At 63.8% G+C, this 26,490-nt stretch carries 28 protein-coding genes; 17 read left to right on the top strand and 11 right to left on the bottom strand.

Annotation, left to right across the window (positions count from 1 at the left end; genetic code table 11):
- Positions 1 to 139 precede the first annotated feature (139 nt).
- Positions 140 to 1,468 carry an ABC transporter substrate-binding protein gene (locus tag L1277_RS13520; RefSeq protein WP_253377099.1) on the bottom strand — a complete coding sequence of 443 codons (1,329 nt, stop codon included), beginning with the start codon at positions 1,466 to 1,468 and terminating at the stop codon, positions 140 to 142.
- A gap of 210 nt (positions 1,469 to 1,678) precedes the next feature.
- Between L1277_RS13520 and L1277_RS13525 the strand changes: the two genes are divergently transcribed.
- Positions 1,679 to 2,713, top strand: coding sequence for a LacI family DNA-binding transcriptional regulator (locus L1277_RS13525; RefSeq protein ID WP_253377101.1), 1,035 nt, complete (start codon positions 1,679 to 1,681; stop codon positions 2,711 to 2,713).
- 40 nt (positions 2,714 to 2,753) lie between these two features.
- Entirely contained in the window at positions 2,754 to 5,426 is a 2,673-nt protein-coding gene (locus tag L1277_RS13530) for a family 78 glycoside hydrolase catalytic domain (RefSeq protein ID WP_253377104.1), read from the top strand.
- Positions 5,427 to 5,884: 458 nt separating this feature from the next.
- Here L1277_RS13530 and L1277_RS13535 read toward each other — a convergent pair whose 3' ends face one another.
- A complete protein-coding gene (locus L1277_RS13535; RefSeq protein ID WP_253377106.1) occupies positions 5,885 to 7,132 on the bottom strand; it encodes a CynX/NimT family MFS transporter in 1,248 nt (415 codons plus the stop codon).
- Positions 7,133 to 7,262: 130 nt separating this feature from the next.
- Between L1277_RS13535 and L1277_RS13540 the strand changes: the two genes are divergently transcribed.
- The 6 genes from L1277_RS13540 to L1277_RS13565 all read left to right on the top strand — a co-directional run bounded on the left by L1277_RS13540 (position 7,263) and on the right by L1277_RS13565 (position 12,097).
- A complete protein-coding gene (locus tag L1277_RS13540; protein ID WP_253377108.1) occupies positions 7,263 to 7,811 on the top strand; it encodes a PadR family transcriptional regulator in 549 nt (182 codons plus the stop codon).
- A 5-nt stretch (positions 7,812 to 7,816) separates the two neighbouring features.
- A complete protein-coding gene (locus L1277_RS13545) occupies positions 7,817 to 9,523 on the top strand; it encodes an AarF/ABC1/UbiB kinase family protein (RefSeq protein WP_253377110.1) in 1,707 nt (568 codons plus the stop codon).
- Between the two features lie 116 nt (positions 9,524 to 9,639).
- Complete coding sequence (locus L1277_RS13550) at positions 9,640 to 9,993, top strand: DsrE family protein (RefSeq protein WP_253377112.1); 354 nt, start codon at positions 9,640 to 9,642, stop codon at positions 9,991 to 9,993.
- Between the two features lie 53 nt (positions 9,994 to 10,046).
- A complete protein-coding gene (locus L1277_RS13555; RefSeq protein WP_253377114.1) occupies positions 10,047 to 10,334 on the top strand; it encodes a DUF1905 domain-containing protein in 288 nt (95 codons plus the stop codon).
- A gap of 143 nt (positions 10,335 to 10,477) precedes the next feature.
- Positions 10,478 to 11,212 (top strand): alpha/beta fold hydrolase, encoded by a 735-nt coding sequence (locus L1277_RS13560; protein ID WP_253377116.1) that lies wholly within the window; start codon positions 10,478 to 10,480, stop codon positions 11,210 to 11,212.
- Positions 11,213 to 11,281: 69 nt separating this feature from the next.
- A complete protein-coding gene (locus L1277_RS13565) occupies positions 11,282 to 12,097 on the top strand; it encodes a hypothetical protein (protein WP_253377118.1) in 816 nt (271 codons plus the stop codon).
- A 27-nt stretch (positions 12,098 to 12,124) separates the two neighbouring features.
- Here L1277_RS13565 and L1277_RS13570 read toward each other — a convergent pair whose 3' ends face one another.
- Positions 12,125 to 12,634, bottom strand: coding sequence for an isoprenylcysteine carboxylmethyltransferase family protein (locus L1277_RS13570; RefSeq protein WP_253377120.1), 510 nt, complete (start codon positions 12,632 to 12,634; stop codon positions 12,125 to 12,127).
- Between the two features lie 99 nt (positions 12,635 to 12,733).
- Here L1277_RS13570 and L1277_RS13575 point away from each other — a divergent pair, with 99 nt between their 5' ends.
- Positions 12,734 to 13,351, top strand: a complete 618-nt coding sequence (locus L1277_RS13575) for a TetR/AcrR family transcriptional regulator (RefSeq protein ID WP_253377121.1) — start codon at positions 12,734 to 12,736, stop codon at positions 13,349 to 13,351.
- A gap of 10 nt (positions 13,352 to 13,361) precedes the next feature.
- Positions 13,362 to 15,035, top strand: coding sequence for an MDR family MFS transporter (locus L1277_RS13580; protein ID WP_253377124.1), 1,674 nt, complete (start codon positions 13,362 to 13,364; stop codon positions 15,033 to 15,035).
- Between the two features lie 112 nt (positions 15,036 to 15,147).
- Here L1277_RS13580 and L1277_RS13585 read toward each other — a convergent pair whose 3' ends face one another.
- Positions 15,148 to 15,498 carry a hypothetical protein gene (locus tag L1277_RS13585; protein WP_253377126.1) on the bottom strand — a complete coding sequence of 117 codons (351 nt, stop codon included), beginning with the start codon at positions 15,496 to 15,498 and terminating at the stop codon, positions 15,148 to 15,150.
- 104 nt (positions 15,499 to 15,602) lie between these two features.
- Between L1277_RS13585 and L1277_RS13590 the strand changes: the two genes are divergently transcribed.
- Entirely contained in the window at positions 15,603 to 16,088 is a 486-nt protein-coding gene (locus L1277_RS13590; RefSeq protein ID WP_253377128.1) for a pyridoxamine 5'-phosphate oxidase family protein, read from the top strand.
- A 31-nt stretch (positions 16,089 to 16,119) separates the two neighbouring features.
- Here L1277_RS13590 and L1277_RS13595 read toward each other — a convergent pair whose 3' ends face one another.
- The gene (locus L1277_RS13595) at positions 16,120 to 16,947 is read right to left on the bottom strand and encodes a hypothetical protein (protein ID WP_253377130.1); all 828 of its coding nucleotides are present in this window, start codon (positions 16,945 to 16,947) and stop codon (positions 16,120 to 16,122) included.
- A gap of 137 nt (positions 16,948 to 17,084) precedes the next feature.
- On the opposite strand from L1277_RS13595, the gene L1277_RS13600 reads away from it, so the two are divergent.
- A complete protein-coding gene (locus L1277_RS13600) occupies positions 17,085 to 17,477 on the top strand; it encodes a hypothetical protein (protein ID WP_253377132.1) in 393 nt (130 codons plus the stop codon).
- Positions 17,478 to 17,637: 160 nt separating this feature from the next.
- Positions 17,638 to 17,829 (top strand): hypothetical protein, encoded by a 192-nt coding sequence (locus tag L1277_RS13605; protein WP_253377134.1) that lies wholly within the window; start codon positions 17,638 to 17,640, stop codon positions 17,827 to 17,829.
- 55 nt (positions 17,830 to 17,884) lie between these two features.
- On the opposite strand, the gene L1277_RS13610 is transcribed toward L1277_RS13605, so the two are convergent.
- From L1277_RS13610 to L1277_RS13630, 5 genes are all read right to left on the bottom strand, one after another.
- A complete protein-coding gene (locus L1277_RS13610) occupies positions 17,885 to 18,721 on the bottom strand; it encodes an ABC transporter permease (protein WP_253377136.1) in 837 nt (278 codons plus the stop codon).
- Positions 18,718 to 19,662: an ATP-binding cassette domain-containing protein gene (locus L1277_RS13615; protein WP_253377138.1), complete on the bottom strand. Its 945-nt coding sequence runs from the start codon at positions 19,660 to 19,662 to the stop codon at positions 18,718 to 18,720. The genes L1277_RS13610 and L1277_RS13615 overlap by 4 nt, the downstream gene beginning before the upstream one ends.
- Before the next feature lie 30 nt (positions 19,663 to 19,692).
- The gene (locus L1277_RS13620) at positions 19,693 to 20,535 is read right to left on the bottom strand and encodes a DUF4097 family beta strand repeat-containing protein (protein WP_253377140.1); all 843 of its coding nucleotides are present in this window, start codon (positions 20,533 to 20,535) and stop codon (positions 19,693 to 19,695) included.
- A gap of 89 nt (positions 20,536 to 20,624) precedes the next feature.
- A complete protein-coding gene (locus L1277_RS13625) occupies positions 20,625 to 21,113 on the bottom strand; it encodes a histidine kinase (RefSeq protein ID WP_253377141.1) in 489 nt (162 codons plus the stop codon).
- 48 nt (positions 21,114 to 21,161) lie between these two features.
- Complete coding sequence (locus L1277_RS13630) at positions 21,162 to 21,821, bottom strand: DNA alkylation repair protein (RefSeq protein ID WP_253377403.1); 660 nt, start codon at positions 21,819 to 21,821, stop codon at positions 21,162 to 21,164.
- Positions 21,822 to 21,961: 140 nt separating this feature from the next.
- Here L1277_RS13630 and arfB point away from each other — a divergent pair, with 140 nt between their 5' ends.
- The 3 genes from arfB to L1277_RS13645 all read left to right on the top strand — a co-directional run bounded on the left by arfB (position 21,962) and on the right by L1277_RS13645 (position 24,739).
- On the top strand, positions 21,962 to 22,384 hold the full coding sequence (gene arfB / locus L1277_RS13635) for an alternative ribosome rescue aminoacyl-tRNA hydrolase ArfB (protein ID WP_253377142.1): 423 nt from the start codon (positions 21,962 to 21,964) through the stop codon (positions 22,382 to 22,384).
- A 462-nt stretch (positions 22,385 to 22,846) separates the two neighbouring features.
- Positions 22,847 to 24,079 (top strand): CoA transferase, encoded by a 1,233-nt coding sequence (locus L1277_RS13640; protein WP_253377143.1) that lies wholly within the window; start codon positions 22,847 to 22,849, stop codon positions 24,077 to 24,079.
- Positions 24,080 to 24,307: 228 nt separating this feature from the next.
- Positions 24,308 to 24,739: a MepB family protein gene (locus tag L1277_RS13645; protein ID WP_253377144.1), complete on the top strand. Its 432-nt coding sequence runs from the start codon at positions 24,308 to 24,310 to the stop codon at positions 24,737 to 24,739.
- A gap of 139 nt (positions 24,740 to 24,878) precedes the next feature.
- Here L1277_RS13645 and L1277_RS13650 read toward each other — a convergent pair whose 3' ends face one another.
- Positions 24,879 to 25,484: a LysE family transporter gene (locus L1277_RS13650; protein ID WP_253377145.1), complete on the bottom strand. Its 606-nt coding sequence runs from the start codon at positions 25,482 to 25,484 to the stop codon at positions 24,879 to 24,881.
- A gap of 71 nt (positions 25,485 to 25,555) precedes the next feature.
- On the opposite strand from L1277_RS13650, the gene L1277_RS13655 reads away from it, so the two are divergent.
- Positions 25,556 to 26,476 carry a LysR family transcriptional regulator ArgP gene (locus tag L1277_RS13655; RefSeq protein ID WP_253377147.1) on the top strand — a complete coding sequence of 307 codons (921 nt, stop codon included), beginning with the start codon at positions 25,556 to 25,558 and terminating at the stop codon, positions 26,474 to 26,476.
- Positions 26,477 to 26,490: the final 14 nt, after the last annotated feature.

Here is a 26,490-nt window from a genome sequence, read left to right on the forward strand (position 1 = left end):
CGCAGGGCTGGGCGTGGTGGGCTGACATCGTCGCGCGATCTCGAGGCCGGAGCTGTCGCTGTGGTCATGATTAGATCTCCCAGATACGCCTGCGGGGCCGGACTGTCGGGTCCGACCCCGCAGACTGAAATGATGCGGCTTACCAGCCCTCGATACCGAGTTGTTGGGCCTGCTTCTTCACATCTTCGTCATACTGGGCTGCACCCTCAGCAGCCGAGGTGATGCCGGATCCGACCGCAACCGTGATCTGCTCGAGTGCCGGGCCCTTGATAGGGGAGAGGAATTCGAGCGCGAGGTTCGTCTTCTCATCGTCAAAGTACGGCTGAAGGTCGGAGACGATCGCCGGAACGTCGTCAGGCAGGTCGCAGCCTTCGACGACGAACGGTCCCTGAGGCGAGGTCGTCTCAGACTGGATGTCACAGCTTTCAGGTGTGACAAGCCACTCGACGAACTTCTTCGCCGCCTCGAGCTTCGCGCCCTCGGTGGACTTGGGAATGTAGACGGCGCCGGGCATCCACACGGTGAGCCCGTTAGTGTCTGCGTCTGGGCCGGGGAGCGGGAATGCTCCGACGGCGTCCTTGGCCTCCGGGTTGGTGGTCATCAACTGCGACGCCGCGAAGGTCAGCATCGGGTACTGAGCGCCTGCACCAGTCGCGACCATGGTGACACCATCCGCATACGTGGCTGACGCAAAGTCTTCGTTGAAGAGTTGATCCTCGAACGCCTCCTGGAGGTGCTCGAACCCAGCCGTCGCGGGCTGATCGACGTACTTCGCCTTGTTGTTTGTGTACTTCTCAGCCCAGTCGGGGTCCTCCGCCAGGACGTTGTTGAAGTCTCCGAGGACGAACAACTGTGAGGTCCAGGTGTCGCCATAGGTCTGCACGATCGGAGCGGCTTTGCCTGAGGCCTTGATCGCTTCGCTGTTGGAGAGGAATTCCTCCCACGTGGTGGGAATCTCCAGCCCTAGTTCTTCGTAGATGGCCTTGTTGTAAAGCACGGCGCCGGCCATGGCCTGCCCCATCGGCACACCGTAGAGGCCGTCATCGCCGCCCACCGAGTTGATGAAGTTCTTATCCAGCTTGTCCGCCCAGGCTTCACCGGAAAGGTCGACGAGAGTCGACTGAGGAGTCAGCGCCTCAAGGAGTGAGCCAGAGTTGTAGGCGAAGACATCGCTCATCTCTCCTGTCGCGAGACGAGTCTTGATGACGTTGTCTCCGTCCGCGCCCTGCGGGCGAGTCTCGACGTCGACCGTAATGTCAGGGTTCTTCTCGGTAAACGCCTTGGCCAGTGCCTCTGCCGTCTTGACCGTCGACTCCTGGTTGTCCACAAGGTAGCTGAGGGTGGCGGAACCGGACTCCGAATCCGAGTCGGATCCGCCAGCGGAACAGCCGACCAATGCGAGCGACAGGGCGAGACCGCCTGCGCCGATGGCGACGACCGAGCGTCGCGAAGTACGGGAAACCATCATCTTTACCTCCATGTAAAGCAACTGCGCTGTTGATGCTCCGAATCGACTCGGTGCTGTGGCGTGGCCCACGTTACAAGCGTCGTCAAAAAAATGTCAACCGATCTACACAAAATATTTGAAACGTTTTTATAACACTGCGCCGATTTCGTAGATCGGTCTATTTTTTTGTGGTCGGACGTGTATCGTGGCAGCCAATCGAAAGGGGATGCGGTGTCGAAATCGGGAGGAGCGACGATTGAGGATGTCGCTCGCGAGGCGGGCGTTTCGCGTGCAGCGGTCTCCAAAGTCATTCGCAATGCTTACGGCGTGAGCCCTGCGATGCGGGACCGTGTGAATGCCGCGATCAAGATGCTGGACTATCGTCCAAGCGTTGCCGCCCGAGCTATGCGTGGCGTGAGCTTCACGCTCGGGATCGAACTGCCGGGCATCTCGAACCCGTTCTTCTCGAAAATTGTTGCGGGAGCGACAAGAGCACTGCAGCACACCCAGTACCAACTGATCATCGCGCCTGCGACCGGGGACGATAGCGACGAAGGCGTCCGAGCGCTCGGTGCGCTAGCCGACCGCCAGGTCGATGGCATCATCGCGATTTCCCCCCTCGTGACCTCCGAGTGGCTCGAGAATCTTTCGCGAAAAGTCCCGGTCGTGATGCTGGGCCGGCACGGCGACGCCCATTCATACGACTCGGTTTTCGGTGATGATGCCGAGGGGACCCGACTGGTCATGGAACACCTCTTCCACCTCAGACACCGCCGGATCGTTCACCTCACCCGCAGCGAAGAGGTCACCCGTCCCGGCTCAGGCAATCCGCATGCTGTCCGGCTGGAGCAGTATGTCGCCCGGATGCGCGAGGCTGGCTTCGGCGACGACATCCGTGTCGCTCGCACCGGTCTCACCGAAGAATCCGCGCGGCTCGACACTCTTGCGCTGCTCGACCAGGAGGTTCCCACGGCGATCTTCGCGGGAAACGACGACCTCGCCCTTGGCGCACTACGGGCGATCGACGAGTTCGGGCTTACCTCAGCAGACGTGTCCGTCGTGGGATACGACGATATCGACATCGCCAGTCATCCCGCCGTCTCGCTCACGAGTGTTAACCAGTCCGGCGAAGCCATGGGGGAGCAGGCCATCCGCCTCCTACTCGAGCGAATCGGCGGACGCGTCGAGTCCAGTAGCTTCCGTGTTCGGCCCGAACTGCGGGTCCGACACTCCACCCGTCCCGTTCCGACAAGCCAGAAGTCCTGACTTTTACCGTTCAGACAAGAAAATCAACCAAGGAAGGTCGATGATGACCCAGCACTTGCCTGCTCCAACCACCGCCGATAGCAGCGCTCGGATCGTCGCCTTGGCGACACAGTATCCCGAGGGTTTGATCGGCGTTCCGCTGGACGACTTGCGCCTTACCTGGCAAGCGACGGCTGCATCTCCACAGATCGGCTATCAGGTTCGCTGGGAGGGCGCAACGAGCGGCACGTCGGAGCCGAGAGAGTCCGATGCTTCCATTGGCGTCGCCGTTCCAGCCCCTTCGTTGCAGCCAGGTGAAGTGCGGCGATACGAGGTCCGAATCGCAACGGGTGCCGGATGGTCGCCATGGAGCGAGCAGCTGAGCGTGGAGGCCGCCGTCGATCCGGCGACCTTGATTGCTCGTCCGATCGGTGGTTCCGGGCCTGTCGAAGGCCCGGCCGCGCTGCTGCGCACGACCTTCGATCTCCCGTCAGCACCGCTCCGGGCGCGACTGCGTGCTACCTTCTGGGGCGTCGGGGAGCTGCGCCTCAATGGCCTGCGTGCAACCGATGAGCATCTCACCCCAGGCTGGACCGCATATAAGGACCGAGTCGTCTTTGGCACCTGGGACGTGACGGAATTGTTGCATGTCGGCGAGAATGCGCTCGGCGCGTTGCTCGGCGATGGCTGGTACCGGGGGCGCCTCGGTTGGGAGGATGGGACCGAACAGTACGGGGCTGAAACCGCCGCCCTTGTGCAGCTTGACGTCGACTGTGCCGATGGCACGACCGTTCGCGCTGCGACGTCTGGCGAATGGACGACGTCGACCGGTGGCATCCGCTCGAACAGTCTCTACGACGGCGTAGAAGTCGACCTGCGTGCGGAGCCCGACGGATGGGATACGGCAGGCTTCGACGACTCCGCCTGGCCCCGCGCACGCACGGTCGACATCGACACCGCAAGCGTGGAGCCCCGGATCGCCGGCGGGGTGCGAACCATTGCAGAGTGGGACGTCGACGTCGAGGAACGCGAGGGTCATAGCTTCCTCGATCTCACACAGAATATCGCCGGATGGCTGCGGCTCATCGTCCGCGGCTCAGCCGGCGACCGCGTCGAGGTTCGGCACGCCGAGGTACTCGAACCCGACGGGTCCATTCACACCAAGTCGCTTCGGACGGCGCGGGCGACCGACGGATATGTGCTCGCGCACGATGGCGAAACCACCCTCGAGCCGACATTCACGTTCCACGGCTTCCAGTACGCGGAAATCACCGGCGCCGAGATCGTGTCGGCCACGGCCGTTGCGATCTCCAGCGCGGATCGGCAGCGCTCCGAATTTGCCTGCTCAGAACCGCGGCTGGAACGGCTGCATTCGAACGTTACGTGGTCGCAGCGCGACAATTTCGTCTCGCTCCCGACCGACTGTCCTCAGCGCGACGAGCGACTCGGCTGGACGGGCGATGCACAGGCGTTTGCACCGACCGCTAGCACGCTATTCGATGTCGAACAGTTCTGGGTGTCGTGGCTCCGAGATCTCGGCCTCGACCAGGACGCTGATGGCGCCGTCGCTGCCGTCGTGCCCAACATCCTTCGGGACCCCGAGAATCCAAAGAAAGACGAATGGACGACCATGGGCCGTGCTGGGTGGGGGGATGCCGCGACGCTCGTTCCGTGGGCTGTCTACGAGTCCTACGGCAGTGAAGAAGTGCTCGTTCGCCAGCTCAGCAGCATGCGTCGGTGGGTGGACAGTCTTGAGCGGCGGGCCGCTGGTGGCCTGCTTCCTACCGAATTCCAGTTTGGTGACTGGCTCGACCCGGACGCACCAGGTGATCAACCGTGGAAGGCGAAGGTGTCGTCGGACTATGTGGCGAACGCCTTCTTCGCCCACAGTGCCCGCCTGCTCGCGAAAACTGAACGGCTCGTAGGCGACGCTGACCGCGCGGATGCGGCCGATCGGCTTGCCGACCGGGTAGCTCGAGACACGTGGGAGAACTGGGGCGCTTCTGCGGTCGGTACACAAACTGGAGCGGCGATCGCGCTCGAGTTCCGGATCGCACCAGACGAGGAGCGGGACCGGATCGGCGAGGGCCTTGCGCGGAACGTTCGCGAGGAGCGTGGTCGCATCGCCACCGGGTTCCTTGGGACTCCACTCGTTCTTTTCGCTCTGGTGAACGGCGGCTACACCGACGAGGCTTTCCTCATGCTCCTCCGGCGAGACGCGCCGTCGTGGCTGTACCAGGTGGAAATGGGCGCCACCACTGTGTGGGAGCGGTGGGATGCCCTGGCGCCGGATGGGACCATCCATGCGGGAGAGATGGCCACAGGCGACAGTTCCGGGATGCTCTCCTTCAACCACTATGCCTACGGCGCGGTCGTTGATTGGATCTACCGCTACGTCGCTGGCATCGCACCGAGCGCGGAGCGACCGGGATATCGCCGGATCGTCGTGGCACCACGCCCGTCGACCGCAATCTCCTGGGCACGCGCATCCATCGAGACCCGGCTGGGGAAGGCGGCCGTCGATTGGCGTCTTTCCGACGACTTACTGCACCTGGATCTCGTGATTCCTTATGGCGCTGAAGCCGTTCTCGATCTGCCGGTCACCGAACGCTCGACGATCGAGGTAGACGGGCAGGCTTTCGTCGACGGAACGGTCGGGCCCGGGAAACATCGTGTCGTGGTGACGGCCGCTCGGATCGCAGATCCGGAAGCTCTCCTCGCGCCGATCTCGTAAGGACGAAGGGTCGACGCGGACCGAGACCGCGTCGACCCTCGATGAGTTCTCGGACCTTCGGTTCACACTACAAGGCCGAGTCCCAGAGCGAAGCTGAAGCCGCGGGCCATTGGTCCTGTAAAGGGTGAGCTTGACCGCGGTCATTCTACCCGGGCGGCCCGTCGCGCCAGAAGTCGCTAACCGTCGGATCTGCTCAGAGGTCAGCAGCCCTTCTGGCGACCACTGAGGGCAACCGGAATTCCTCAGCGACGCTCTGCAAGCAAAACCAGACGTCGAGGATCACGCGCGCAACGCCGAGTAGACCTCGAGGGCGCGGTGCAGCAATGCGCAATTACAACGTCGACTTTCCGTCAGGCCACGGTGCCTCAGTTTGAAGAGCTATGGCCCGAGCCGATGGAGTGGTTGGTGATTCAAATCGAGCACCTAGAGTGCCCGACGCCGACCACGCCGCCTCGACGTTATCTCCGACGCCGAGGGCCGCTCGCTCGAAGCGCGCCAGCAAGTCCGGCGACGGTGAAGACCATCGTTGAGATGAGCACAACGCCGATGGGAAGGGTCCAGGTTCCCGTGGCGTCGTGCACAGCGCCGACGAGAATGGCGGCGGTTGCACCAATGGCGTAACCGACTCCCTGCACCATTGCGGACAGCCGCCGAGCATGCGTTCCACTGAGCGCTAGCTGCACGACAAGCATGAACACGATCCTGATGCCGCCACCCTGCGCTACTCCGCCCAGAAAGCCCCACACGAACCAACCGGCAGGAGCAAAGATCATGCCAACGGGAAGACTGATCCACAGCGCGGACACCAGGGCAAAGGTCTTGGGTATGCCGAACCGACGGGAGAGCAGAGGAACGCCCAGCGCACCAACCACGGCGGCGATCTGGAAGATTGACGAACTCGCACCGGCCTGGCCTGCCGAGTAGTCGAGCTCCTGCTCCAGGATGGTCGGGAACCACGCGGTGAGTCCGTAATACGAGAAGGCCTGGGCGCCAAACGCCAAAGCGAGAAAGATCGCGGACAAGCTGCGCCAGGTGCGCGGCTCGGGTCGGGCGACCGGGAGGCCACGAGTATCGATTGCGACGGTTTCGAAGGCACCCGTCTCAAGCGCCGAGCGGAACGGACCCCAGTGGAACGCCCGTCGAGGGCCAACAGCAATGAGCCATGCAGCGGCTGCGAGCACGACGAAACCAACCCAGGCAAGCAAGGCGCCGCGCCAGCCGAGGACGCCCGCAAGCGGCACGGTCCCGAGCGTGGTGATCATCGATCCCACGTTCAGCGCTGAGGTGTATGCACCCGTGACGATGCCGACGCGTTCGGCGGAGATGTCGCGACGGATGATAACCGGGATGACCACATTGCCGATGGTGATGAACGCACCCATGAGAATCGTGCCGACAAGAACCGCTTCGATGCCTCCGGCCGACCGAACGATCGACCCAGCACCCACACCGACGATGGCGATCGTGGTTGCGAAGTTCGCTCCCGCTCTGCCGACAAGCAACGAGGCAAGAGGGGTCATCAGGGCAAAGCAGAGCACAGGAACACTCGTGAGCAGCCCGGCCTGAGCCGCGTTGAGCGAGAGGTCGGAACTAATCTCACCGACGATCGGAGCCACGGCCACAATCGACCCACGGAGTATGAACCCGATTGAGATGATGGCCAAAATAAGGAGGACGGGATGTGGCTGCCACTGAGATCGATTCATCGTTACCTATCTTCCTCCCCGGGAGCGAAGAAGTAGGAATTGAGGCACAAGATGGGGCCGCCGACCCCTATCGCTCAGGACGATACCGATATATCGTTGAGCATCATTCACGTTCTAGTAGGAGGCCAGAATGAATAACACATTCCCAGCCGGAGGATTCGGTGCCGGCTTCAACCCCGACAACATGTGGCAGTTCATGGAGCAACTGAAATCAACGTTCGAGAAGCGCCCGGGCAGCAGCCGGATGGGGAGGGGTGACGTGCGCGCAGCGGTGCTCGCGCTGCTCGCCGAAAAGCCGATGCACGGCTACCAGATCATCCGGGAAATCGAAGAGCGGAGCAATGGCAGTTGGAAGCCGAGCGCGGGCTCTGTCTACCCGACCTTGCAGCTGCTTGCCGACGAGGGACTCATCAGCGCCGAAGAGTCGAACGGCCGCAAAACCTACGCACTCACCGAAGCTGGACGACACGTCGTCGACGGCTCCGACACCGCGGCGCCGTGGGCGACAACGGGCACAGATGACAAGTCAGCCTTCGGCGCCCTGCCCAAGGCGGGGATGGAGCTCGCTCAGGCTGCTGCCCAGGTGGGTCGCACCGGTTCCCCCGAGCAGATTCGCGAGGCGGTGGCGGTGCTCGACGAGGCCCGTCGTCGGCTGTACTCGATTCTCGCCCAGGACTAGCGGCGGTGCCGTCGGTTCGCGAAGGTCGAACAGAGTCGTACACCGGGGCCGAAAACACGCGAGCTCGCTACCGTCGCATCCTCCGGTTCGCCGGATGGAATTTGGCGGTGACGTGGTGGTACGAGCTGTTCCTTCCGCGTGTTGGATTGAGGAGTATCGCGGAGCGCACGCGTGCGCGACGAATGAAGCGATTCGCGCGGCGCTTCCACGTACTCGCAGTTGACCTCGGCGGGCTGATGATCAAGGTCGGTCAATTCATGTCGTCACGCCTCGACGTGCTGCCGCCCGAAATTACGTCGGAGCTTGAGGGGCTGCAGGACGAGGTTCCACCCGTGCCGTTCGCCGCGATCCGCGCGCTTGCGGAAGCGGAGCTCGGGCTGCCGCTCACGAGCGCCTTTTCCACGATCGACGAGGTGCCGGTGGCCGCGGCGTCCCTGGGCCAAGCACACCGTGCCACTCTCGGTGCCCTCGATCGCGCCGACACCGGGTTGACCGGAGCTGTGCTCAAGGTGCAGCGCCCCGGCATCGACGAGATCGTGGCCGTTGACCTTGCCGCGCTTCGCAAAGTCGGGGGATGGCTGAGTCACGTGCGCCTCGTCTCTGACCGGGTCAACGCCCCCGCTTTAGTCGAGGAATTCGCGGTCACGAGCCTCGAAGAAATCGACTACCTTCACGAAGCGGAGAACTCGGAGCGCTTTGCGGAGGACTTCGTCGGTGACGACCGGGTCGCGATTCCGGCCGTCGTGTGGGAGCGCACAACCCGCCGCGTGCTCACCCTCGAAGACGTGACCGCCATCAAGATTACCGATGGGGATGCTCTCCGTGCGGCGGGAATTGATCCCAGCTACGTGGCATCCGTTTTCGCCACGGTGATGTTCGATCAGCTCTTCACCCACGGGTTCTTCCACGCCGATCCGCACCCTGGCAACATCTTCGTCACGCCGATCGACGACCCGACCAGTGACCGCCCGTGGAAGCTGACGTTCATCGACTTCGGCATGATGGGTGAGGTTTCGAATCGCACGAAAAGTGGTTTGCGCAAGCTCCTGATCGCCGCAGCGTCACGTGATGGCCGAGGCCTGGTCACCGCGATGAGCGACGTGGGGGTGCTGTTGCCGACCGCCGAGACCTCCGAACTCGAGCGTGCCATGGTGCAGCTGTTTGCGCGATTCGGAGGAATGGGCTTCGCCGAACTGCGGGAAGTTGACCCACGTGAGTTCCGCGACTTTGCCGAGCAGTTCGGCGATGTGGTCAGGTCGTTGCCTTTCCAGCTACCCGAAAACTTCTTGCTCGTCATTCGCGCCATGTCGCTGACGTCTGGCGTGTGCAGCGCGCTCGATCCCAAATTCAACCTGTGGGATTCCGTCGAGCCGTACGCGGCGCAACTGCTGCGGGACGAGAGCGGCAATGTTGTGAAGGACATTGCGCAGCAGGCGCGAGAGATCGCAGGTCTTGCCGTGCGGCTGCCTCGGCGGCTGGATGAGGTCATCACCCGGCTCGAGGACGGTTCGCTGGCGGTTCAAAGTCCGGCGTTGGAGCGCCGGGTTGCCCGCTTGGAGCGTCTGGCACAGCGACTGTTGTCAGCGGTGATTTTCGGCGGGTTGCTCATCGGCGGAGCTGTGCTTCGTACCGAAGACTCGGTCTTGGGCACGGTGCTCATGGTCGCGTCGGTTGTTCCGCTCCTGCACTCGGTGTTCGCCCGACGGAACTAAGCGGCGATCGCCCGTTTCCGACGGTCCAACTATTCGATCGCGGCAGGAGGATGCGGTGCAATGGCGCCGATCTGACCGGGAGTAACCTAGGGTCCTCACCGCCGAAAGGGAGCCGAATGCCCACCTCCGTTATCCATGTGTTCCACGATGATCCCGATTCGCTCCGGACCGGCACTCGGCTGGCCGGTCGACTCGCCGAGGTGGCGACAGAGCACGGAGTAGCTGTCGAGGTGTTCTGCTTTGGGCCAGCGCAGAAGCACCTGACTCGGAGTGGCGACGAGGACGTCGATACGTTCAACGCACAAATCGATGCGTTGCTGGAGCAAGGGATCCGGGTAGGCGCGTGCGTCAATATGGCTCGCACCGACGGTGTCGAAGACCAATTGCGCGACCGCGGGATCGCGCTTCACGTAGCGCGCGATGAGTTTCTCCGGTTCACGCTTGACGGCGCCACGGTCATCACGTTCTGATATTTCTGGAACGTGACCGCCGGCATCCGTTTGTCAAGCACTAACGTGAGGCCATGGAACTGAGCTTCCGCGGTGAAGTGTGGCACTGGCGTGGGCCGGCGCCCTATTTCTTTGTGACGGTACCCGCTGATCAGAGCGAGGTCATCGCCGAACTGGCGCCCGCGGTGACGTATGGGTGGGGCATGATTCCGGTGACCGTGCGGCTGGGGGAGTCCGAGACCGCCACGTCGTTGTGGCCGAAGGATGGTGGCTACATCGTTCCATTGAGGAAATCGCTTCGTGAAGCGGAGGCGGCAGAGCTGGGCGATGTCGTCGAGGTGACGTTGCTCGTGAGGGTGTAGATAGAAGGCCCGCGGGGCGGATCGGGACGCACCCCTACCGGCTCCGCACGGTTGGCCCTATATTGAGCGCCAGCGTTTGGCACAGCAAGGACGCAGAACCACCACATCGAGTCACCATCGCGACACTCATGAATGGAAGTCCCATGCCAACATCATCCACGCCGACCATCGTCCTCGTCCACGGAGCGTGGGCGGACGCATCCAGTTGGAACGCCGTTATTGTTCCGCTCCAGGCCGAGGGCTACACGGTCTTCGCACCGCCCAACGAACTTCGTGGGCTGACCGGGGACGCGGCGTACATCGCATCTTTCCTGGCCCAGCGCACCTCCGGCCCTGTCGTGCTCGTCGGGCACTCCTATGGCGGTGCCGTCATCACCAACGCCGGGGCGCAGGGTGGAGACGTGAAGGCGCTCGTCTACGTTGACGCGTTCATCCCAGATGAGGGCGAGACGGTGGTGAGCATCCTGGAAGGTTCGGGCTCGGCTCTCGCTGGGGCCGACCCAACGACTGTGTTGGACGTCGCCGGGTATCCGGGTGCTCCGGAGGGTGCGGCGGAAGCGTTTCTCAAGCCGGAGACCGTGCACACCGCGTTTGCCCAAGACCTGTCGGAGCAGGATCGATGGACAATTGTCGCCACGCAGCGACCCGCGTCATTCGTGGCAAACGTGACGCCATCGGGGCCTCCCGCCTGGAAGAGCATTCCGAGTTGGGCCGTGCTGGGCGTCGACGATCTCGTGATCCCGATCGACACCCAGCGCCGCATGGCCGAGCGTGCCGGATCGACGATCACAGAAGTTGACGCGTCTCATGTGTCGATGGTGTCGCACCCCGACGTCACCCTCGCCGCGATTCGTGCCGCGGTGGAGTCAATCAGCTGACCCGTCCTTCTTCGCCGCCCACAGGCATCCGTTCTTCCTGCGAAGATAAAGGGTGGAAAGGTCGAACGGATGGAAACCCAGCAAGACGCAGTGACTCTCGAGGCGGAGCTGCTGCTTCCCGACCTTCCGGCGGTGGAATGGACCTACCCGGCGACGCTGCCCACACCGAAGCTGCACGCCCGATGGATCATCGACGAAGAGCTGACCCTCACGTTCATTGAGATCGGTGACATCGCCATGCACGTCGAAACGACGGATGAGGACACGGCGTGGCACCTCCACGTGGGCGGACACGATGGCCCACCGCTCGAGGGGACGCCGTGGGACGAGGCAACGACCGAAGCCCTGTTGCAGTGGATGGCCGAATTTGTGGGCAAAGTTCACGCCTGCATCGAGATGGTTGACGACGACATCTACGACGCCGTCGACCTCTTCGAAGCGGGCGCGACGGCTGCGCAGCCCTCAGCAGCGAGTTTTGAACCGGAGGACTGGAAGCGGTTCCGTCCGTCGGACTTCAAGGTGTTCCGCGTCCGGATCCCGGGCCACGCCGAACCCCAGGTCTGGACCGGTGCTGGTGACGCCTGGCACATGCACGATGAAGAGCGGAACGGTGACGCCGAGTTGCTCTGGACTCCCGCCGAGGGAGACGAGCCCACTCACCTGGGTGCCGTGATCCTGTCACCGGAGACCGGGCTGCCAGCCACCTTCGCGAACCCCGGCATCAACTGGGACGACGTCGGAATGGCCGAAGACGACGCGATGGACTGGCTGCTCCGCGAGCATCGCAACTGCGTCTGGGCGTCGACCGTTCACGATGCCCTCACCGAAGAGGTTCTCCAGGTACTCGCCGGTTTCACGACCGCAGTTCCGTCGCCGCACCGCTGACACCACGCCGACGGCCATCCAATTCCGTCAGTGGCGCCACGGCGTGAGTCGTGGCAACCACCCGGGGACGTTGCGGCGGTATTCACGGTAGTACTCGCCGTATGTGCTGGTGAGCGTCGGCTCTTCGTAACCCTTCACAAAGGCGACGACGGAGACTAGAAGAACCGCCGCGTACGCCACGAGTCCCCAGCTGCCGACGAGCAGCGCCTGACCCAGAATGATGACCAGGACTGAGAGATACATCGGGTTCCGCACGAAGCGGTAAATCCCGGTCACGACAAGGGTCTCGGTCGGTGCAACCGGCGCAGGAGTTCCACGATGAAGCGCAAAGAGGCAAAACGCGACGAGCAGGAAGCCGGTGCCGAGAACGATCGCGAGCCAGCCAACCGGGACGATGACCCAACCAACCTGGCCCCAGTCGTGCGGCCGCCAGCCGGAGATCAGCCAGGGAACCAAGCCAGCGACGATGCCCGGTGCGAGAAAGAGGAACACGAAAGTTCCGATCCATGCGCGAGCGGCGGACCCCGTCTGGTTCATGGGCGACACGATAGGCGGTTCGCAGTTGAGAGACGAGGGGTTCGGAGACAATCCGCAGCGGTTTTGCACTATTAACTAATTAGTGCAAAAATACACAGCGTGTCCGATAGTGCAACTTCCAACCGTCGTGAGCGACGCATGAAGGCGACCGCGTCGCGTCTTACTGCCGTCGCGCGGCGACTGACCGCCGAGCGCGGCCTGAACGGCTTCACGGTCGAGGAAGTCTGTGACGTGGTCGACGTCTCGCGGCGGACGTTCTTCAACTACTTCCCGACGAAGGAAGATGCCGTCCTGGGCGTTGACCCCGACGACGACATGCAGAGGTTCGGCGAGGAGTTTGCCGCCCGTGGCAGCCGCGGTTGGCCGGCCGTGATCGACGACCTGGCCGACCTGGTGATTGCCCACTTCGGTGCTGTCGAACACGACGCCGATGAACACGCAACGTTCTTCTCGGCCATCGAACGCGAACCACGTCTTTTCATCAAATTTATGGGTGCGACTCGGGAGCGCGAACGGATGGCCGTGGCGCTCGTGGCCTCCCGCGAAGGTGTTGACGTGAATGACCCCCGCGCCGAAGCCGTGATTCACGTGCTGTCGACGCTCCTCAAGAACACCGGCGAGCGGTTCCTCGACCCGGCCAACAGCTCAGATTTTTCCACCATCCTCCGTGCCCACCTCGACGCCCTGCGCGTCGTTCTGGCACCGGCATCCCCCTGAAAGGTCCACAGTGACAACAACCTCCCCCGAGGGGCCCCTGCTCCTCACCCAACGCCGAATCTGGATCATCTTCGGCGCGCTCATCGCCGGAATGCTGCTCTCCAGCCTCGACCAAACCATCGTCTCCACGGCCATGCCGACAATCGTCGGTCAGCTTGGGGGAGTGGAGCACCAGGTCTGGCTCACCACCGCCTACCTCCTGGCAACCACCATCGTCATGCCCATCTATGGCAAGTTCGGTGATGTTCTCGGGCGCAGGAACCTGTTCCTCGTCGCGATCGCGCTGTTCACCATCGCCTCCGTCGGCTGTGCCTTCGCCGGTGACTTCACCCAGCTCATCGTCTGGCGTGCGGTGCAGGGTCTCGGCGGCGGCGGACTGATGATCCTCTCCCAGGCGATCATCGCCGACATCGTGCCGGCGTCCGAACGCGGCAAGTACCTCGGCCCTCTCGGCGCGGTCTTCGGCCTCTCCGCTGTCGGCGGACCCCTGCTCGGCGGCTTCTTCGTTGACCACCTCACCTGGCAGTGGGCGTTCTACATCAACATCCCGGTCGGTATCGCGGCATTCGCCATCGCCTGGTTCACTCTCAAGCTGCCGAACAAGAAGGCCACAGCACCGATCGACATCCTCGGTGTGATCTTCCTCTCGGCATTCACCACCTGCCTGATCTTCTTCACCGACTTCGGTGGCGACTCCGCCCACGGCTGGGACGCCATCGAGACCTGGCTGTTCGGCATCGGCATGATTGTCGCGGCCCTGCTCTTTGTGCTCGTTGAGGCACGCGCGAAAGACCCGATCATTCCTCTCGCGCTGTTCAAGAACCCGGTCTTCATCAACGCAACGGCCATCGGACTCACGCTGGGCCTCGGCATGTTTGCCGCAATCGGCTTCGTGCCGACCTTCCTGCAGATGTCGTCGGGAACGTCCGCCGCGGCATCCGGCCTTCTGATGTTGCCGATGATGGCCGGCCTGATGGGAACCTCGATCGCCTCAGGAATCGCGATCAGCCGTACGGGTAAGTACAAGATGTACCCGATCCTCGGAACGATCGTGACCGCAGCCGCGATGGTTGCCATGACCACCCTGGCTGCCGACACCCCGATCTGGCTGATCTGCGTCTTCCTGTTTGTCTTCGGCGCCGGCCTGGGCCTCATCATGCAGGTCGTCGTTCTGGTCGCCCAGAACTCGGTTGACGCGTCGATGGTCGGAACCGCGACGAGCACCAACAACTACTTCCGTGAGGTCGGAGCGTCGCTGGGCGTCGCGGTGTTCGGAACGATCTTCACCACACGATTGACCGGCAATCTGACGGATGTTTTCACGAAAGCAGGTGCAAACGCGGCGGACGCGTCGAACGCGACCTCCACGCTGGACCCACAGACTCTCGCCACGCTGCCTGACAGCGTTCGCGACGGCATCGTGACGGCGTACGCTGACGCGCTTGCCCCGGTGTTCTGGTACCTGCTGCCGTTCGTGGCGATCGCCTTCCTGCTCTCCCTCTTCCTCAAGAAGGTTCCGCTGTCTGACGTCGCTGGCCTGGTTGCCCGCGGTGAGGCCATCGGCGGCGAAGAGGCTGAAGCTCTCGAGGCCGCCCAGCGTGGCGTGTCCGTTCCGAGCGCGACGGGGAGCGCCCAGACCGACGCGGAGGACGACGCCCTCGAGGGCTCGAGTTCGAGCCGGTAGCGAACTCCGCTCACACATCCACACACCCACACACGAGAGCACCGGCGGACTTCGCGTCCGCCGGTGCTCTCGTATTGTGCGGGGACCGACGCTCGAGCGCGCCCGACTGCGCTCAGCGCTGGAGCGGCCGAAGCGTCTCCGGCGCCGGGAACGGCAGCGCGTAGTAAATCTGCGGGGCGGTCATGTCTCCCCAGTCGTCCTTCTTCGCGCGGATACCGTGGGCGGATACTTCAGCCAAACGCACGCGCAGCCAGTTGCCGTCCTCGAGTCGCAGTTCGTACGGGTCGGCCAGGTAGCCGATGCCCAGGGAATCCAGGGTGTTCTCCGCGTCGAACCAGTCGACGACGCCGGTGCGGACGCGCCCGAGCAGATCGATGACGACGAATCCGTCGTCGACCGGATTCATCCAGCCGAGAAGTTCCCCGTCCACACCGCGTCGATGTTCGATCCAGTTTTGTGACATGGCGACGAGCCTACCCACGTGAACGGGTGCAGGGTCTGACGGGACTATCGCCGGGTCACGCGGTGCAGTAGTTTGAGGCAACCGCGAGCGCACCGGGAGGCATCATGGTGGACCTGACCACGGACGACGTCTGGCGGGTACTGCAGAAGCAAAACTTTATGGTTGTCGGAATGGTGTCGGCTCGGGGCGAGGCTCGTACTGCGGGGGTCATGCCGTACACGGTGGATCGCAGGCTGTGGTTCACGACGAACGAGAACGAGTGGAAGGCTCGTCACATCGCGGCGAATCCTCGCGTGTCCGTCACCGTGGCGATTCCGAAGCGGGTGCCGCTGCTCGCGTGGATCAAAGTGCCCGCCGCAACGATCACCTTCTCCGGCGTCGCCGAGCTGGTTCCGGCGAGTCATATGCCCGCCGCCGCCCGGACGGCGTTGACCAAGGGAATCACGTTGGGTGATGAAGGCTCAGGTGGCCAACTGCTCGGCATTGCCATCCGGCCGGTTGGTGACTTCATCACCTATGGAGTCGGTGTCTCTGTGGTGAAGATGCTGGATACCGAGGCCGCGCGCGGTCGAGCTCCGAGCGGCGGCTAGCGCTGATCGGCCGCCAGTGACGGGCGGGTTGTCAGGTCAGATATGCGTCCACCAGAACCGAGCCGCGGATGTCTCGGAGGGTGTCGATCAGGCGCGCGAGAGCGCTGGCGTTCATCGCGGCCAGTTGCAGATCGTGTGGCCCGAGTTTCTCGAGCTTGCCCGTGCGAATGCGCACCACCTCCCACCGGGCGGCGCGGAGTACCCGGTCTTTTCTGCGGTCAGCCTGTTCGCGTTTGCCGACATGCTCGAGTCCGTGCCGGCCAATGCTGTCGTACTCGATCGCGACGCGGAGCTCGGGGAGAAGGAAATCCGGCCAGACTTCGAGATGGTCGAAGAAGGGGCGTCCGACTCGAACAGCGTTGAGGCCAGCAGTGACGGACAGGCGTCCGAAGAGGTCTGCGCGCAACTGAGATTCAACGGCCGACGCGGGGCGCGGCGCACAGGCGCTCACGAACGGTTCACCAATCGGCAGTGCCGGCGTCTTCGGGCAGATGAGCCTGGTCGGTTTCGTCGGCCGCGGTGTCGGAGCGGGCGAGGCCGGACGGACCCGGGTCGGCTGAGCGAGTTCCGCACAGTTCGGGCACCAGGCTGAGCGTCGTCGCTCTCGCCCCGGGCGGGACCGTTGCTCGAGGGGAGTCGCGACAAACACGTGCCCGGCGTCGCAGGTCCAGAGCAGGAGCACGTCCGCGGCCGGCGGGATTTGCGTGAGCATGATGCCGGCATTGCGGTCGGGATAGTACTGCCGAATCAACGCCGGATACGGTGCCCATGCCTCGCGGTAGGTGCCGATGGCGTAGGGCACGTCAGTGTTTCGCGAGAATTGGCGACGCGCCCACCAATCCTCAATCCTCTCGGCCATGCGGGCACGCTAACAGCAGCATCTGACATGACGCTTCAAGCATCCGCTCTCAGTTGTCAACGCCTAGCCGGTCGGTCCCACCGTTTTCTAGCGTTGGACCCGAACGTGACGCGACTCGATAGAAAGGGCGGCCCGCCATGGGGAAACTGTATGCATTGATGCTCGGAATCGTTCTCGGAACCCACGGCCTCGTCGGGCTCTTCATCGAAGGGGAGCACCTGCTGGCTATCCTCAACGTGGACATCTTCATTGACGTGGTCTACTTGGTCAGCGCGGTGCTCCTTCTCGGTGTCGCGCTGACGAACAGTTCCCCTGGCGCCATCCGCGGCTCGCTTCTCCTGGTCGGAGTGGTGCTGCTGGCCATCGGTGTTTCCGGGCTCTTCGACAACACAGTCTTCGGCCTCATGCCGACGGGCCTGACGCTCGTCGACTATTTCCTCTTTTTCGGGGCGGGTTTCGTTTCGCTGATCCTGCCCGCTTTTCCGAGTTCGGTGCAGCCGTTGACCTCATCGGGCACGGCCCTCAACTAGCGGCGGACGTTTTACTCCGTTTGTGGCGGTCCGGCTAGGGGGAGCGGATTCCTCGACACCCGAGGGGAGTGAATCTACCGTTGACAGCACGAGAAGTTCGGCCCGCAACGGCCGAGACAGATGACCGAAAGTGCAGCACCAGAAGAGGAGGAGAACGAAGATGAGCCCAGATGCAGGCAGCGCCAACTTCGGCGGCCCCAAGGAACGCGAGGGCATGAAAGGTAACTCAGCGGACGACATTCCACTCCGCGATGGACACAATCCGGAGCCGGACATGCCCACCGCCAGTGAGGCGTTCGACGAAGCCGAAGAGAGTGACGGGCTCTCGTTAGAGCCGGGAAGCAACTCCTAGGACTAACAGCAACGGGCGATTGCGACACGTCGCAATCGCCCGTTGCCGCGCGTGCCTACCGAACCGACTTTCGCTCGTAGATGGTGAGCGACCAGACATATCCGATGAGCGTGATGACCACGCACCACGCGACAGCGAGAACACCGTCCCAACCGAGCTCTGTGCCGAAAAGCAGGCCGCGGGTGGCTTCAATGAACGGTGTGAACGGCTGGTATTGAGCGAACCACTGCAGAAAGGCCGGCATGGAATCGGTGGGAACGAACCCGCTGCCCAGGAAGGGCATGAAGGTGAGAAGCAGAGGCCAGTTGCTCGCCGTCTCGACCGACTTCGCCTGCATTCCCATTCCGACAGCCAGCCAGGTGATTGCGAACGAGATGAGCGTGAGCAGCGCGGCGATGCCGAGCCATGCCAGAGGACTCGCGGTTGGCCTCAACCCGATCAGCACGCCCACCCCGAGGACCAGGGCGACGGCGATGAGCGCCTGAATGGTGTTGCCGAGCACATGGCCCGCCAGTACCGATGCCCGGGAGATCGCCATGGAGCGGAACCGGGCCGTGATGCCTTCGGTCATATCCATGGAGACCGTTGTGGCCGTTCCGCCCGCACTGCCGGCAATCGTGATGAGCAGGATGCCCGGCATGACGTATGCGATGTACGCGTCACGTCCAGCGGCCGGATCGACGCCGGGGAGCCCGGCACCGAGGGTGCCGCCAAACACATAGACGAACAGAAGCAGAATGACGACCGGGCCGAGGATGGTGAAGATCGACAGGCCCGGGTATCGGATCATATGCTGGAGGTTGCGGCGCAACATGGTGACCGCGTCTGCGATCACGTGGGACTGTCGGCGAGTGCCCACGAGTGTTGGTTGCTGAGCGGTGAGAGTGGTCATGATGCCGTTCCTTGTGAGTCGGTCCGGCCGGTGAGGGCGAAGAACACGTCATCGAGGTCGGGGGTGTGAATGCTGAGGTCGTCCACGTCGATTCGCGCGTCGTCGAGACGGGCAAGGAGCGTGCGGAGCGCGCCGACGCTGCCGTCGCTTTGAACCGCCAATTCGAGAGCGGCGTCGTCGCGGGAGGACCCGAGCAAGAGCTCGGACGCCGCGTTCAGCGCCGGTGCGTCTGCGAATCGGAGGCGGACGTGGCCGCCGGGAGCGAGCCGTTTAAGCTCGTCCGGTGTTCCCTCCGCGACGATGCGTCCTCCGTCGAGGACCGCGATGCGGTCGGCGAGTTCGTCGGCTTCGTCGAGGTGCTGGGTGGTGAGCAGCACAGTGGTGCCATTGGCGACGAGTCCGCGGACGATATCCCACATGGTGTGGCGGCTGCGTGGGTCGAGCCCGGAGGTGGGTTCGTCGAGGAAGAGGACGCTCGGCGTTGCCACGAGGGTCATGGCGAGGTCGAGCCGCCGGCGCATGCCGCCGGAGTAGGTGGCGAGAGGTTTGCGGGCGGCGTCGACCAGGTCGAACTGTTCGAGAAGCTCAGCGACGCGCGTTCTCGATCGCTTGGCGCCCAAGTGGCGAAGCCGAGCCATGAGCAGGAGATTTTCCTCGCCACTCAGTAGGCCGTCGACAGCGGAGAACTGCCCGGTCAGTCCGATCGCGGCGCGTACGCCGTCAGGGTCGCGCGACACGTCGCATCCGTTGATGAATGCTTCTCCGCTCTCTGCTCGGATCAGCGTGCTGAGAATATGGATGGTGGTGGTCTTTCCCGCGCCATTCGGGCCGAGAAGTGCGGTGACGGTGCCCCGGGCGACGGTGAGGTTGACGCCGTTGAGGACGACTTTGTCTTTGTAAACCTTGCGAAGTTCGGTGACGTCGATGGCTGGGCTGGTCATGATGGGTTCCTTCTGGTGAGGCGCCCGCCGTCAGCGAGCGCGAGAGATGCGGATGTCGCCGTACTGGGTGCGAGCGCGGACGGCGACGGTGTGTTCGGTGGGTTCGGGGGCGCGATCGCCGTCGAGCTCATTGCGGATGCGGCCTTCCTTGGAGGCAAGGTCGAGCCAGGCCGGAACTCCGGCGCGAATGCCGATGGCGATGCCGCCGTAGCCGCTTTCAACGGTGACGGAGCCGTCGGAGACTTCGGCGAGGTCGATGCTCCCGTATGCCGTTTTGGCGGTGAGGGAGCCGAGGACGCGAGCGATCTCGAGGTCGCCGTAGGAGAGTTTGGCCTCAAGGTCACCGCTCGACTGCTCGAGGCGAATGTTGCCGTGTGATGAGGTGAGGATCGCGTTTCCGGCGATGGTGCCCGCGCGGATCTGGCCGTGGTCAGCGATGATTTCTGCGCTGCCGTCGACCGTGCCAACGGTGCCGTTGCCGTGGGACGCGCGGAGCCAGAGGTCACCGGTCGCGTCGATGTTCACGGCGCCCGTGGACGCTTTCAGGCGGGTGGCTCCCAGCGTGCCGACGGTGCGGACGCCGCCAACGGCGATCTCGGCCGTCAGGCGGGATCCGGTGGGCAGTTCAACGGTGAGGTCGATGGATTCGGAGGGGCCGATCCAGACTCTCGACTTCGGTCCGGTGATCGTGAGCCGCTGGCCGTCGAAGTCGATCTTCGTCTCCTCAGCGCCTCGACGGTCGACGGCTTTGTCCGGATTGGTGGGGGACACGGTCACGATGGTGTCGAGCCGGTCGCTCGCGACAATGTCGATAGCGCCGACGGGCAGATTAATCGCGAGGTCAATGGGAGTAGGGGTGGAGAAAATGGGCATGCTGGCGCGATCCTTTCGGGAGGCGTGAGTGACCGGACCTCATGAGGTCATGAGGTGAGCGGTCTGACGTTCTGTGGGTGAAGGGAGAGCTACCTGGCCCAGCCGGCGAAGTTGTCTCCGGTGCGCAGGGATCGCTGGGCGGATCGTCGTTGTTTGGGTTGGAGGGCGGCGGCGACAGCGCGCACCAGCCAGGTGTTCACCGACAGGCCGTCTGCGGCCGCGGCGTCGTCTACCCGTGCTTTGAGGGCGTCGGGCAGGCGCAGCGTGGTTCGTGACGTGCTCGCGTCGTCAAAGTCGACGTGCGCGGCAGGTTGTTCATCGGACTCGGCGTCAGCGGGAGGTTGCGTGACAACGAACTCGATGTCGCGCCCCCGCAGTCGAATGTCGACGGCGCCCGGAGCGAGGTCGCGAGTGATCTCACCGGCCGCAGCCGAGAGGGCGTCGAGCAGGACGAGTCGCGTTGCGGCATCAAGATTCGCGGCGAGCCGTTCAGCGGCGACGCGGGTCTCTTCTGACGCATGCTCCGTGGCATCCATCAGCTGTCGCTGCAGGTCAACCACGTACTGTCCAAGTTCCATGACACCATCGTGACACCATTATGGTGTCACGTCAAGATGTTTTTGGTGTCAGATTGGCGACGTCTCGCGTTCGCTCTGTCTCCGAACGATTTCCGCAATCCAGATCGGAGCGAACGGCGAGGTGCAATTCGGGGGAGTCGGGTAATCCTTGAGCACCTCGAGGCGTTCGCCGATGTCGACGGCCCGTGAGCGAAGCGTCGGGTGGGCGATGCCGATCTGCGCCAGGCAGCTATTCATCGCCCATTGCAAGCGCTCGGGCGCACCCTTCATCTCTGCTTCGATAGCGTCGAGGAGGCCAGGCAGGTCAAGGCCCTCTGGCTTTTTGGCCACTCGTTCGCTGGTAAGCGCCCAACCCGCACTCGCCACAACCGGATCGGCGTCGACAAACCACGCTTCACGCAGCGCCTCGACGTGCGAACTCTTCTTCACGACATAGTTGACGAGCCAATCCTGCACCTTCGGAGCCCGGGCTTCGCGGAGCATGGCGTCCAGTTCGTCGCGCGAGAACGATTTGGGACGACAGATGAGGAGGGCCAGGAGTCGGGCGGCGGTGTCACCTGTTGCCCACAGGTCAAGCGCCAGCTCGTGTTGCGTCTTCAGCCGCTTGGCGATGGCCCGCAACTTGCCGAGATTCACTCCATGGTCGTCACCGTGCCGGAGGTTAACCGCGCGTGCGCCCGGATCATCGAGCGCGGCCAGTTCCGCCATCAACTCCGGGACCGTTGTGCCCGTCACTGGTGTTTGGCTCACCTGCCACCTCGCTTTGCCGTGTGATCCCAGCCTATGCCGGAACCTCCGGGCGAGGGCACGGCCCAGCGAGTTTGCTGTGATCGTGCCACGCTGTGTGAATGGATCTGGAGGTGTCGCCCGCGCTCGTCATTCCGGCCGCTGAGCTCGGCTGGCGATTTTCCCGGTCATCGGGGCCCGGTGGACAGCACGTCAACACCTCGGACAGTCGGGTCGAGCTGTTCTGGAACGTGGCCGAGTCGGGAGCCTTGACCGATGAGCAACGGTCGAGATTGCTGGCGCGATTGCGAGGGCGTCTCGTTGGTGGCGTCGTGACAGTTGCATCATCGGAGCAGCGTTCCCAGTTGCGTAATCGGGAAGATGCGCTGCGCAAGCTCGCCGAGTTGGTTCGCGCCGGTCTTGCACCCGACGCCCCTCGTCGACGCCCGACGAAACACACCCAGGGCTCTCATCGTCGGCGCTTGGCCGCCAAAGGGCAGCGTTCCGAGACCAAGCAGAACCGGCGACGCCCGACCTCCGACTAGCGAGACGCCGAGCCCCGTTGCTCGCGGCATATCCGCGCGCCGATGATACCCAGCGCCAACGGCCCTGGAGAGCCAACGCGTCGCTTGAGTGGAACTCGCCGACGTCAGCGGTGGATACCGTGGGAACTCGCGCAGGCCAGCAGGAAGTATCCGCATCGATCGCACGCCACGGGCCAGCGGCCCGCGACGAAGATTACGGCGGGGTCGTTCCCGCGACGGTCAAACGTGGCGCGGTCGTCCATGGCCGTGGGCAGAAAGCTGGATATGGGAACCTCCACTTCGGCGTGCGAGATGCGCTGCACTGACCTCAACCTAGCGGTGTGCCTGAACTGGATGCGAAAGCTTCTTGGATCGGTGACAACGCTCCGTTCAAGCCCCGGCCCAGCGTCGCCTCAAGTCCGTAACCCAGGAAGCAATCTGCGATAGATTCGCCAACGCTGAGGCACGGAGAGGCGGTACCGAATGAGTCAGCCCGACAGGCAGGACGAAGATGGCGTTCTTCAGCGCATGCTCGACGCCATTCTTGGCAGCGAGCACGCGCGGAACGTCGCAGTGTCGGGCAGCGGGAGCTTGCGGTCAGTGTTTCCGGTAACCGAACTCGCAACAGCGTCGATCGCTGCCGCGGGCGTTGCCCTCAACGAACTGCTGGACAGCGCCGGCTTCGGAAGCCGCACCGTCAACGTGGATCGTCGACTCGCCTCCCTGTGGTTTGGCACGTCGATCCGCCCGCGCGGCTGGGAATTACCGCCCGCCTGGGATGCGGTCGCTGGCGATTATGAGGCCGCGGACGGATGGATCCGTTTGCACACAAACGCGCCAGCCCACCGGGAGGTCGCTCTTCGTGTGCTCGGTGTGCGTGCCGACCGCAAAGCAGTTGGGGCCGCTGTGGCGCGATGGAATGCGAACAAACTCGAAGCAGCGATCGTTGAAGCGGGCGGGTGTGCGGCCGTCATGCACAGCTTGGCCGACTGGCACGCGAGCGAACCGGGACGTGCGGTTGCAACTGAGCCACTCATCGGTTGGGAGAACGGTGGCATGGACGGCGGGGCGATGAACGCACGGTTCGGCCCTCAACATCCGCTGGAAGGGATCCGAGTGCTCGATCTGACCCGTGTTCTCGCCGGCCCGGTAACTACTCGTTTTCTGGCGATGCTCGGCGCCGATGTGCTTCGGATCGACCCTCCGGAGTGGGACGAACCGGGCGTTGTTCCCGATGTGCTTCTCGGGAAACGCACCGCTCGCCTCGACCTGCGGCAGAGTTCCGGCCGGAACCGATTGCTCGAGTTGCTGGCGAGTGCGGACATGCTGGTACAAGGCTACCGTCCTGGGGCTCTCGACAATTTGGGTCTCGACGCCTCCGTCAGGGACAGGGCCCGGCCCGGGTTGATCGAGATCAGCCTCGACGCATACGGGTGGACCGGTCCCTGGGCAGGGCGCCGAGGATTCGACAGTCTCGTGCAGATGAGTAGCGGTATCGCCGACGCAGGCATGCACGCTTTTGGCCTCAACAAGCCAGGGCCGCTTCCTGTCCAAGCGTTGGACCACGCCACTGGTTACCTCATGGCTCACGCCGCTCTGATGGCACTTCGGACACGGGACGCGGAACTCGAGCGTCCCTGTCTCTGGCGCGGACCGCGAAATTGCTTATCGACGCAGGCGCGGTTGAGCTCGAGACTGGTGAGTCCCTTCGGGTGAGGACGAACGAGACCTTGGCTCATCTATCGAAAACACGGGTTGGGGACCCGCTCGTCGGCTCGTTCCTCCACTGTCACTACCCGGCGTCGAGTTCGCCGCGTCGATCCCCGCTCGGGCGCTCGGAAGCGACAGCGCCCGTTGGAGGTTCGGTGCCTAGGCCGGGTTGCTCAAGCTGGAGCGTTGACCGTTCTGTCATCGGTATGGGTCGGGCCGCGATAGCGTGGCCAGGTGCAGTTCAGTGCGTTTGAGAGCTATGCGTCCGAGACAGGGCTGGCCGTTGTGGTGACTCCTGAGTTGCAGAACAGCGACTATGAGTCGGGTGTCGCGCAGATCGACGATGAGGCGTGGCATATCCGGACGGCCAGGAACACTCCATCCAAGCCTGGCGCGTTTCTGGCTTTCTGGCGGCGAAATCTCGACGGGAAGACGACGCCCTTCAGCGATGACGACCCCGCCGTGGGCCTGCTCGTCTTCGTGGAGCAAGAGGGCGGCCGCGGTGTGTTCAGATTCACCGCCGCGCATCTCTCGGAACTTGGGGTCACCGCAGGAAGGCAAGCGGGCAAGCGTGGATTCCGCGTTTATCCGACGTGGTGCACAGGGCTGAACGCTCAAGCGGCGGCCACTCAGCGCGCTCAGGCATCGGCATTCCGGGAGTACTGAAAATCGGAAGTTTGCCCGTTACAACCTCCCTGGCTCGCTGACGCGCGAACAGGCCGTCGAACTCGCGCTCAATCCTCCGGCCGACGATGAGCCGCTTCCCATCCTCATGACCTGAGCATCCCCGCCTTTTCGCCTGCGGTCAGAGCCCGAGCAGCAAACTGGCGGCGATCGCGAACATGACGAGCGCAATGGCGGCGTCGAGGATCCGCCACGCGATGGGCTTAGCGAAGAGAGGCCGGAGCATGCGCGACCCGAAGCCCAGGGCGGAGAACCAGACCACACTGCCGATCACCGCACCGAGTCCGAAAAGCCACCTGCCGTCGCCGTAGGTTGCACCAATCGAACCGAGCAAAACCACGGTGTCGAGGTACACGTGAGGGTTGAGCCAGGTGAGGGCTAACACGGTGACGATGGCGGTTCGCAGTGGAAGGCCCGTGCCGGTCGAGTCCGCCTTGAGTGTGCCCGGTCGCACGGCCCGGATCGCGGATCGCATGCCGTACCAGATCAGAAACGCCGCGCCCGCGATGCGCACGACAACGAGCAGCACGTCCGCCGTCTCGATGAGCGCGCCGAGCCCCCAGATCCCCAACCCAATGAGTACGGCGTCGGAAAGCGCGCAGATCGCGACGATCCACAGCACGTGCTCCCGCCGAAGACCTTGACGCAGTACGAACGCGTTCTGCGCCCCGATCGCAACGATGAGTGAGAGTCCGAGGCCGAAACCGGCGAGAAGGGGCGAGTGCACACGTCAACGTTAGGGCCGCCGATCGAATTAGCCCAGCTAAAGATTCTAACGTCCCATTAGAATCGCTAACCATGGACCTCTCCCAGCTTCAGGCGCTTGCCGCCGCAGTCGACGAGGGGACCTTCGACGGGGCAGCCCGGGCTTTGCGTGTGACGCCGTCGGCCATCAGCCAACGCATTCGAGCGCTCGAAAACACGGTGGGCGGCGTGCTGGTCCGCCGGAGCAAGCCCATCACCGCGACATCGGTGGGCGAGGTTTACCTCCGCCTGGCGCGGCAAATCGATGCGCTCTCGGCCCAGGCGGCGCTCGACGTCTCTGAGCAGATCGCTGCCGCGTGGCCCGCCGTTTCGCTGGCCGTCAACGGTGATTCGCTGGCCACCTGGGTGATGCCCGCTCTCGCCGAACTCGCCGGAGAGATGACCTTCGACATCCACCGTGAAGACCAGGACCACTCCGCCGCCCTGCTTCGAGACGGCACAGTGATGGCCGCCATCACGACTGAGGCTCGGCCGGTGCAAGGCTGCACCTCAACAGCGTTGGGGGTGATGCGGTATCGGCCGATGGCATCCGCTCGCTTTATCGATCGATGGTTTCCAACGGGAACGGATGCCGCGACGCTCGCGGCCGCACCGATGGTCGTTTTCGACGCGAAAGATGACATTCAACACCGGTACCTGCGCATGTTTTCAGACACACCGTTGTCGCCGCCGCAGCACTTCGTTCCGGTGTCAGCGGACTTCGCGGAGGCCGTTCGGCTCGGGTTCGGCTGGGCGATGTTACCCGACCAGCAGTCGCGCGAGCTGGAAGCCCAGGGGGAGGTCGTCGAGTTGCAGGCGGGAAAGCCCGTCGACGTTGCGCTCTATTGGCAGCAGTGGGCGCTGCGGATGACCGCGCTCGATCGGGTGGCTGCGGCGCTGGCGGCTGCGGCGGGGGAGCGACTGCTGCCTCTCGGGGCGAGAGACGGCGAGATTTCCGCGCGTCGACTTCGGTGACCCCCTTTCGACCG

It is taken from the genome of Okibacterium sp. HSC-33S16 (assembly GCF_024171565.1).
In the GTDB taxonomy this organism is placed as follows: domain Bacteria; phylum Actinomycetota; class Actinomycetes; order Actinomycetales; family Microbacteriaceae; genus Mycetocola_A.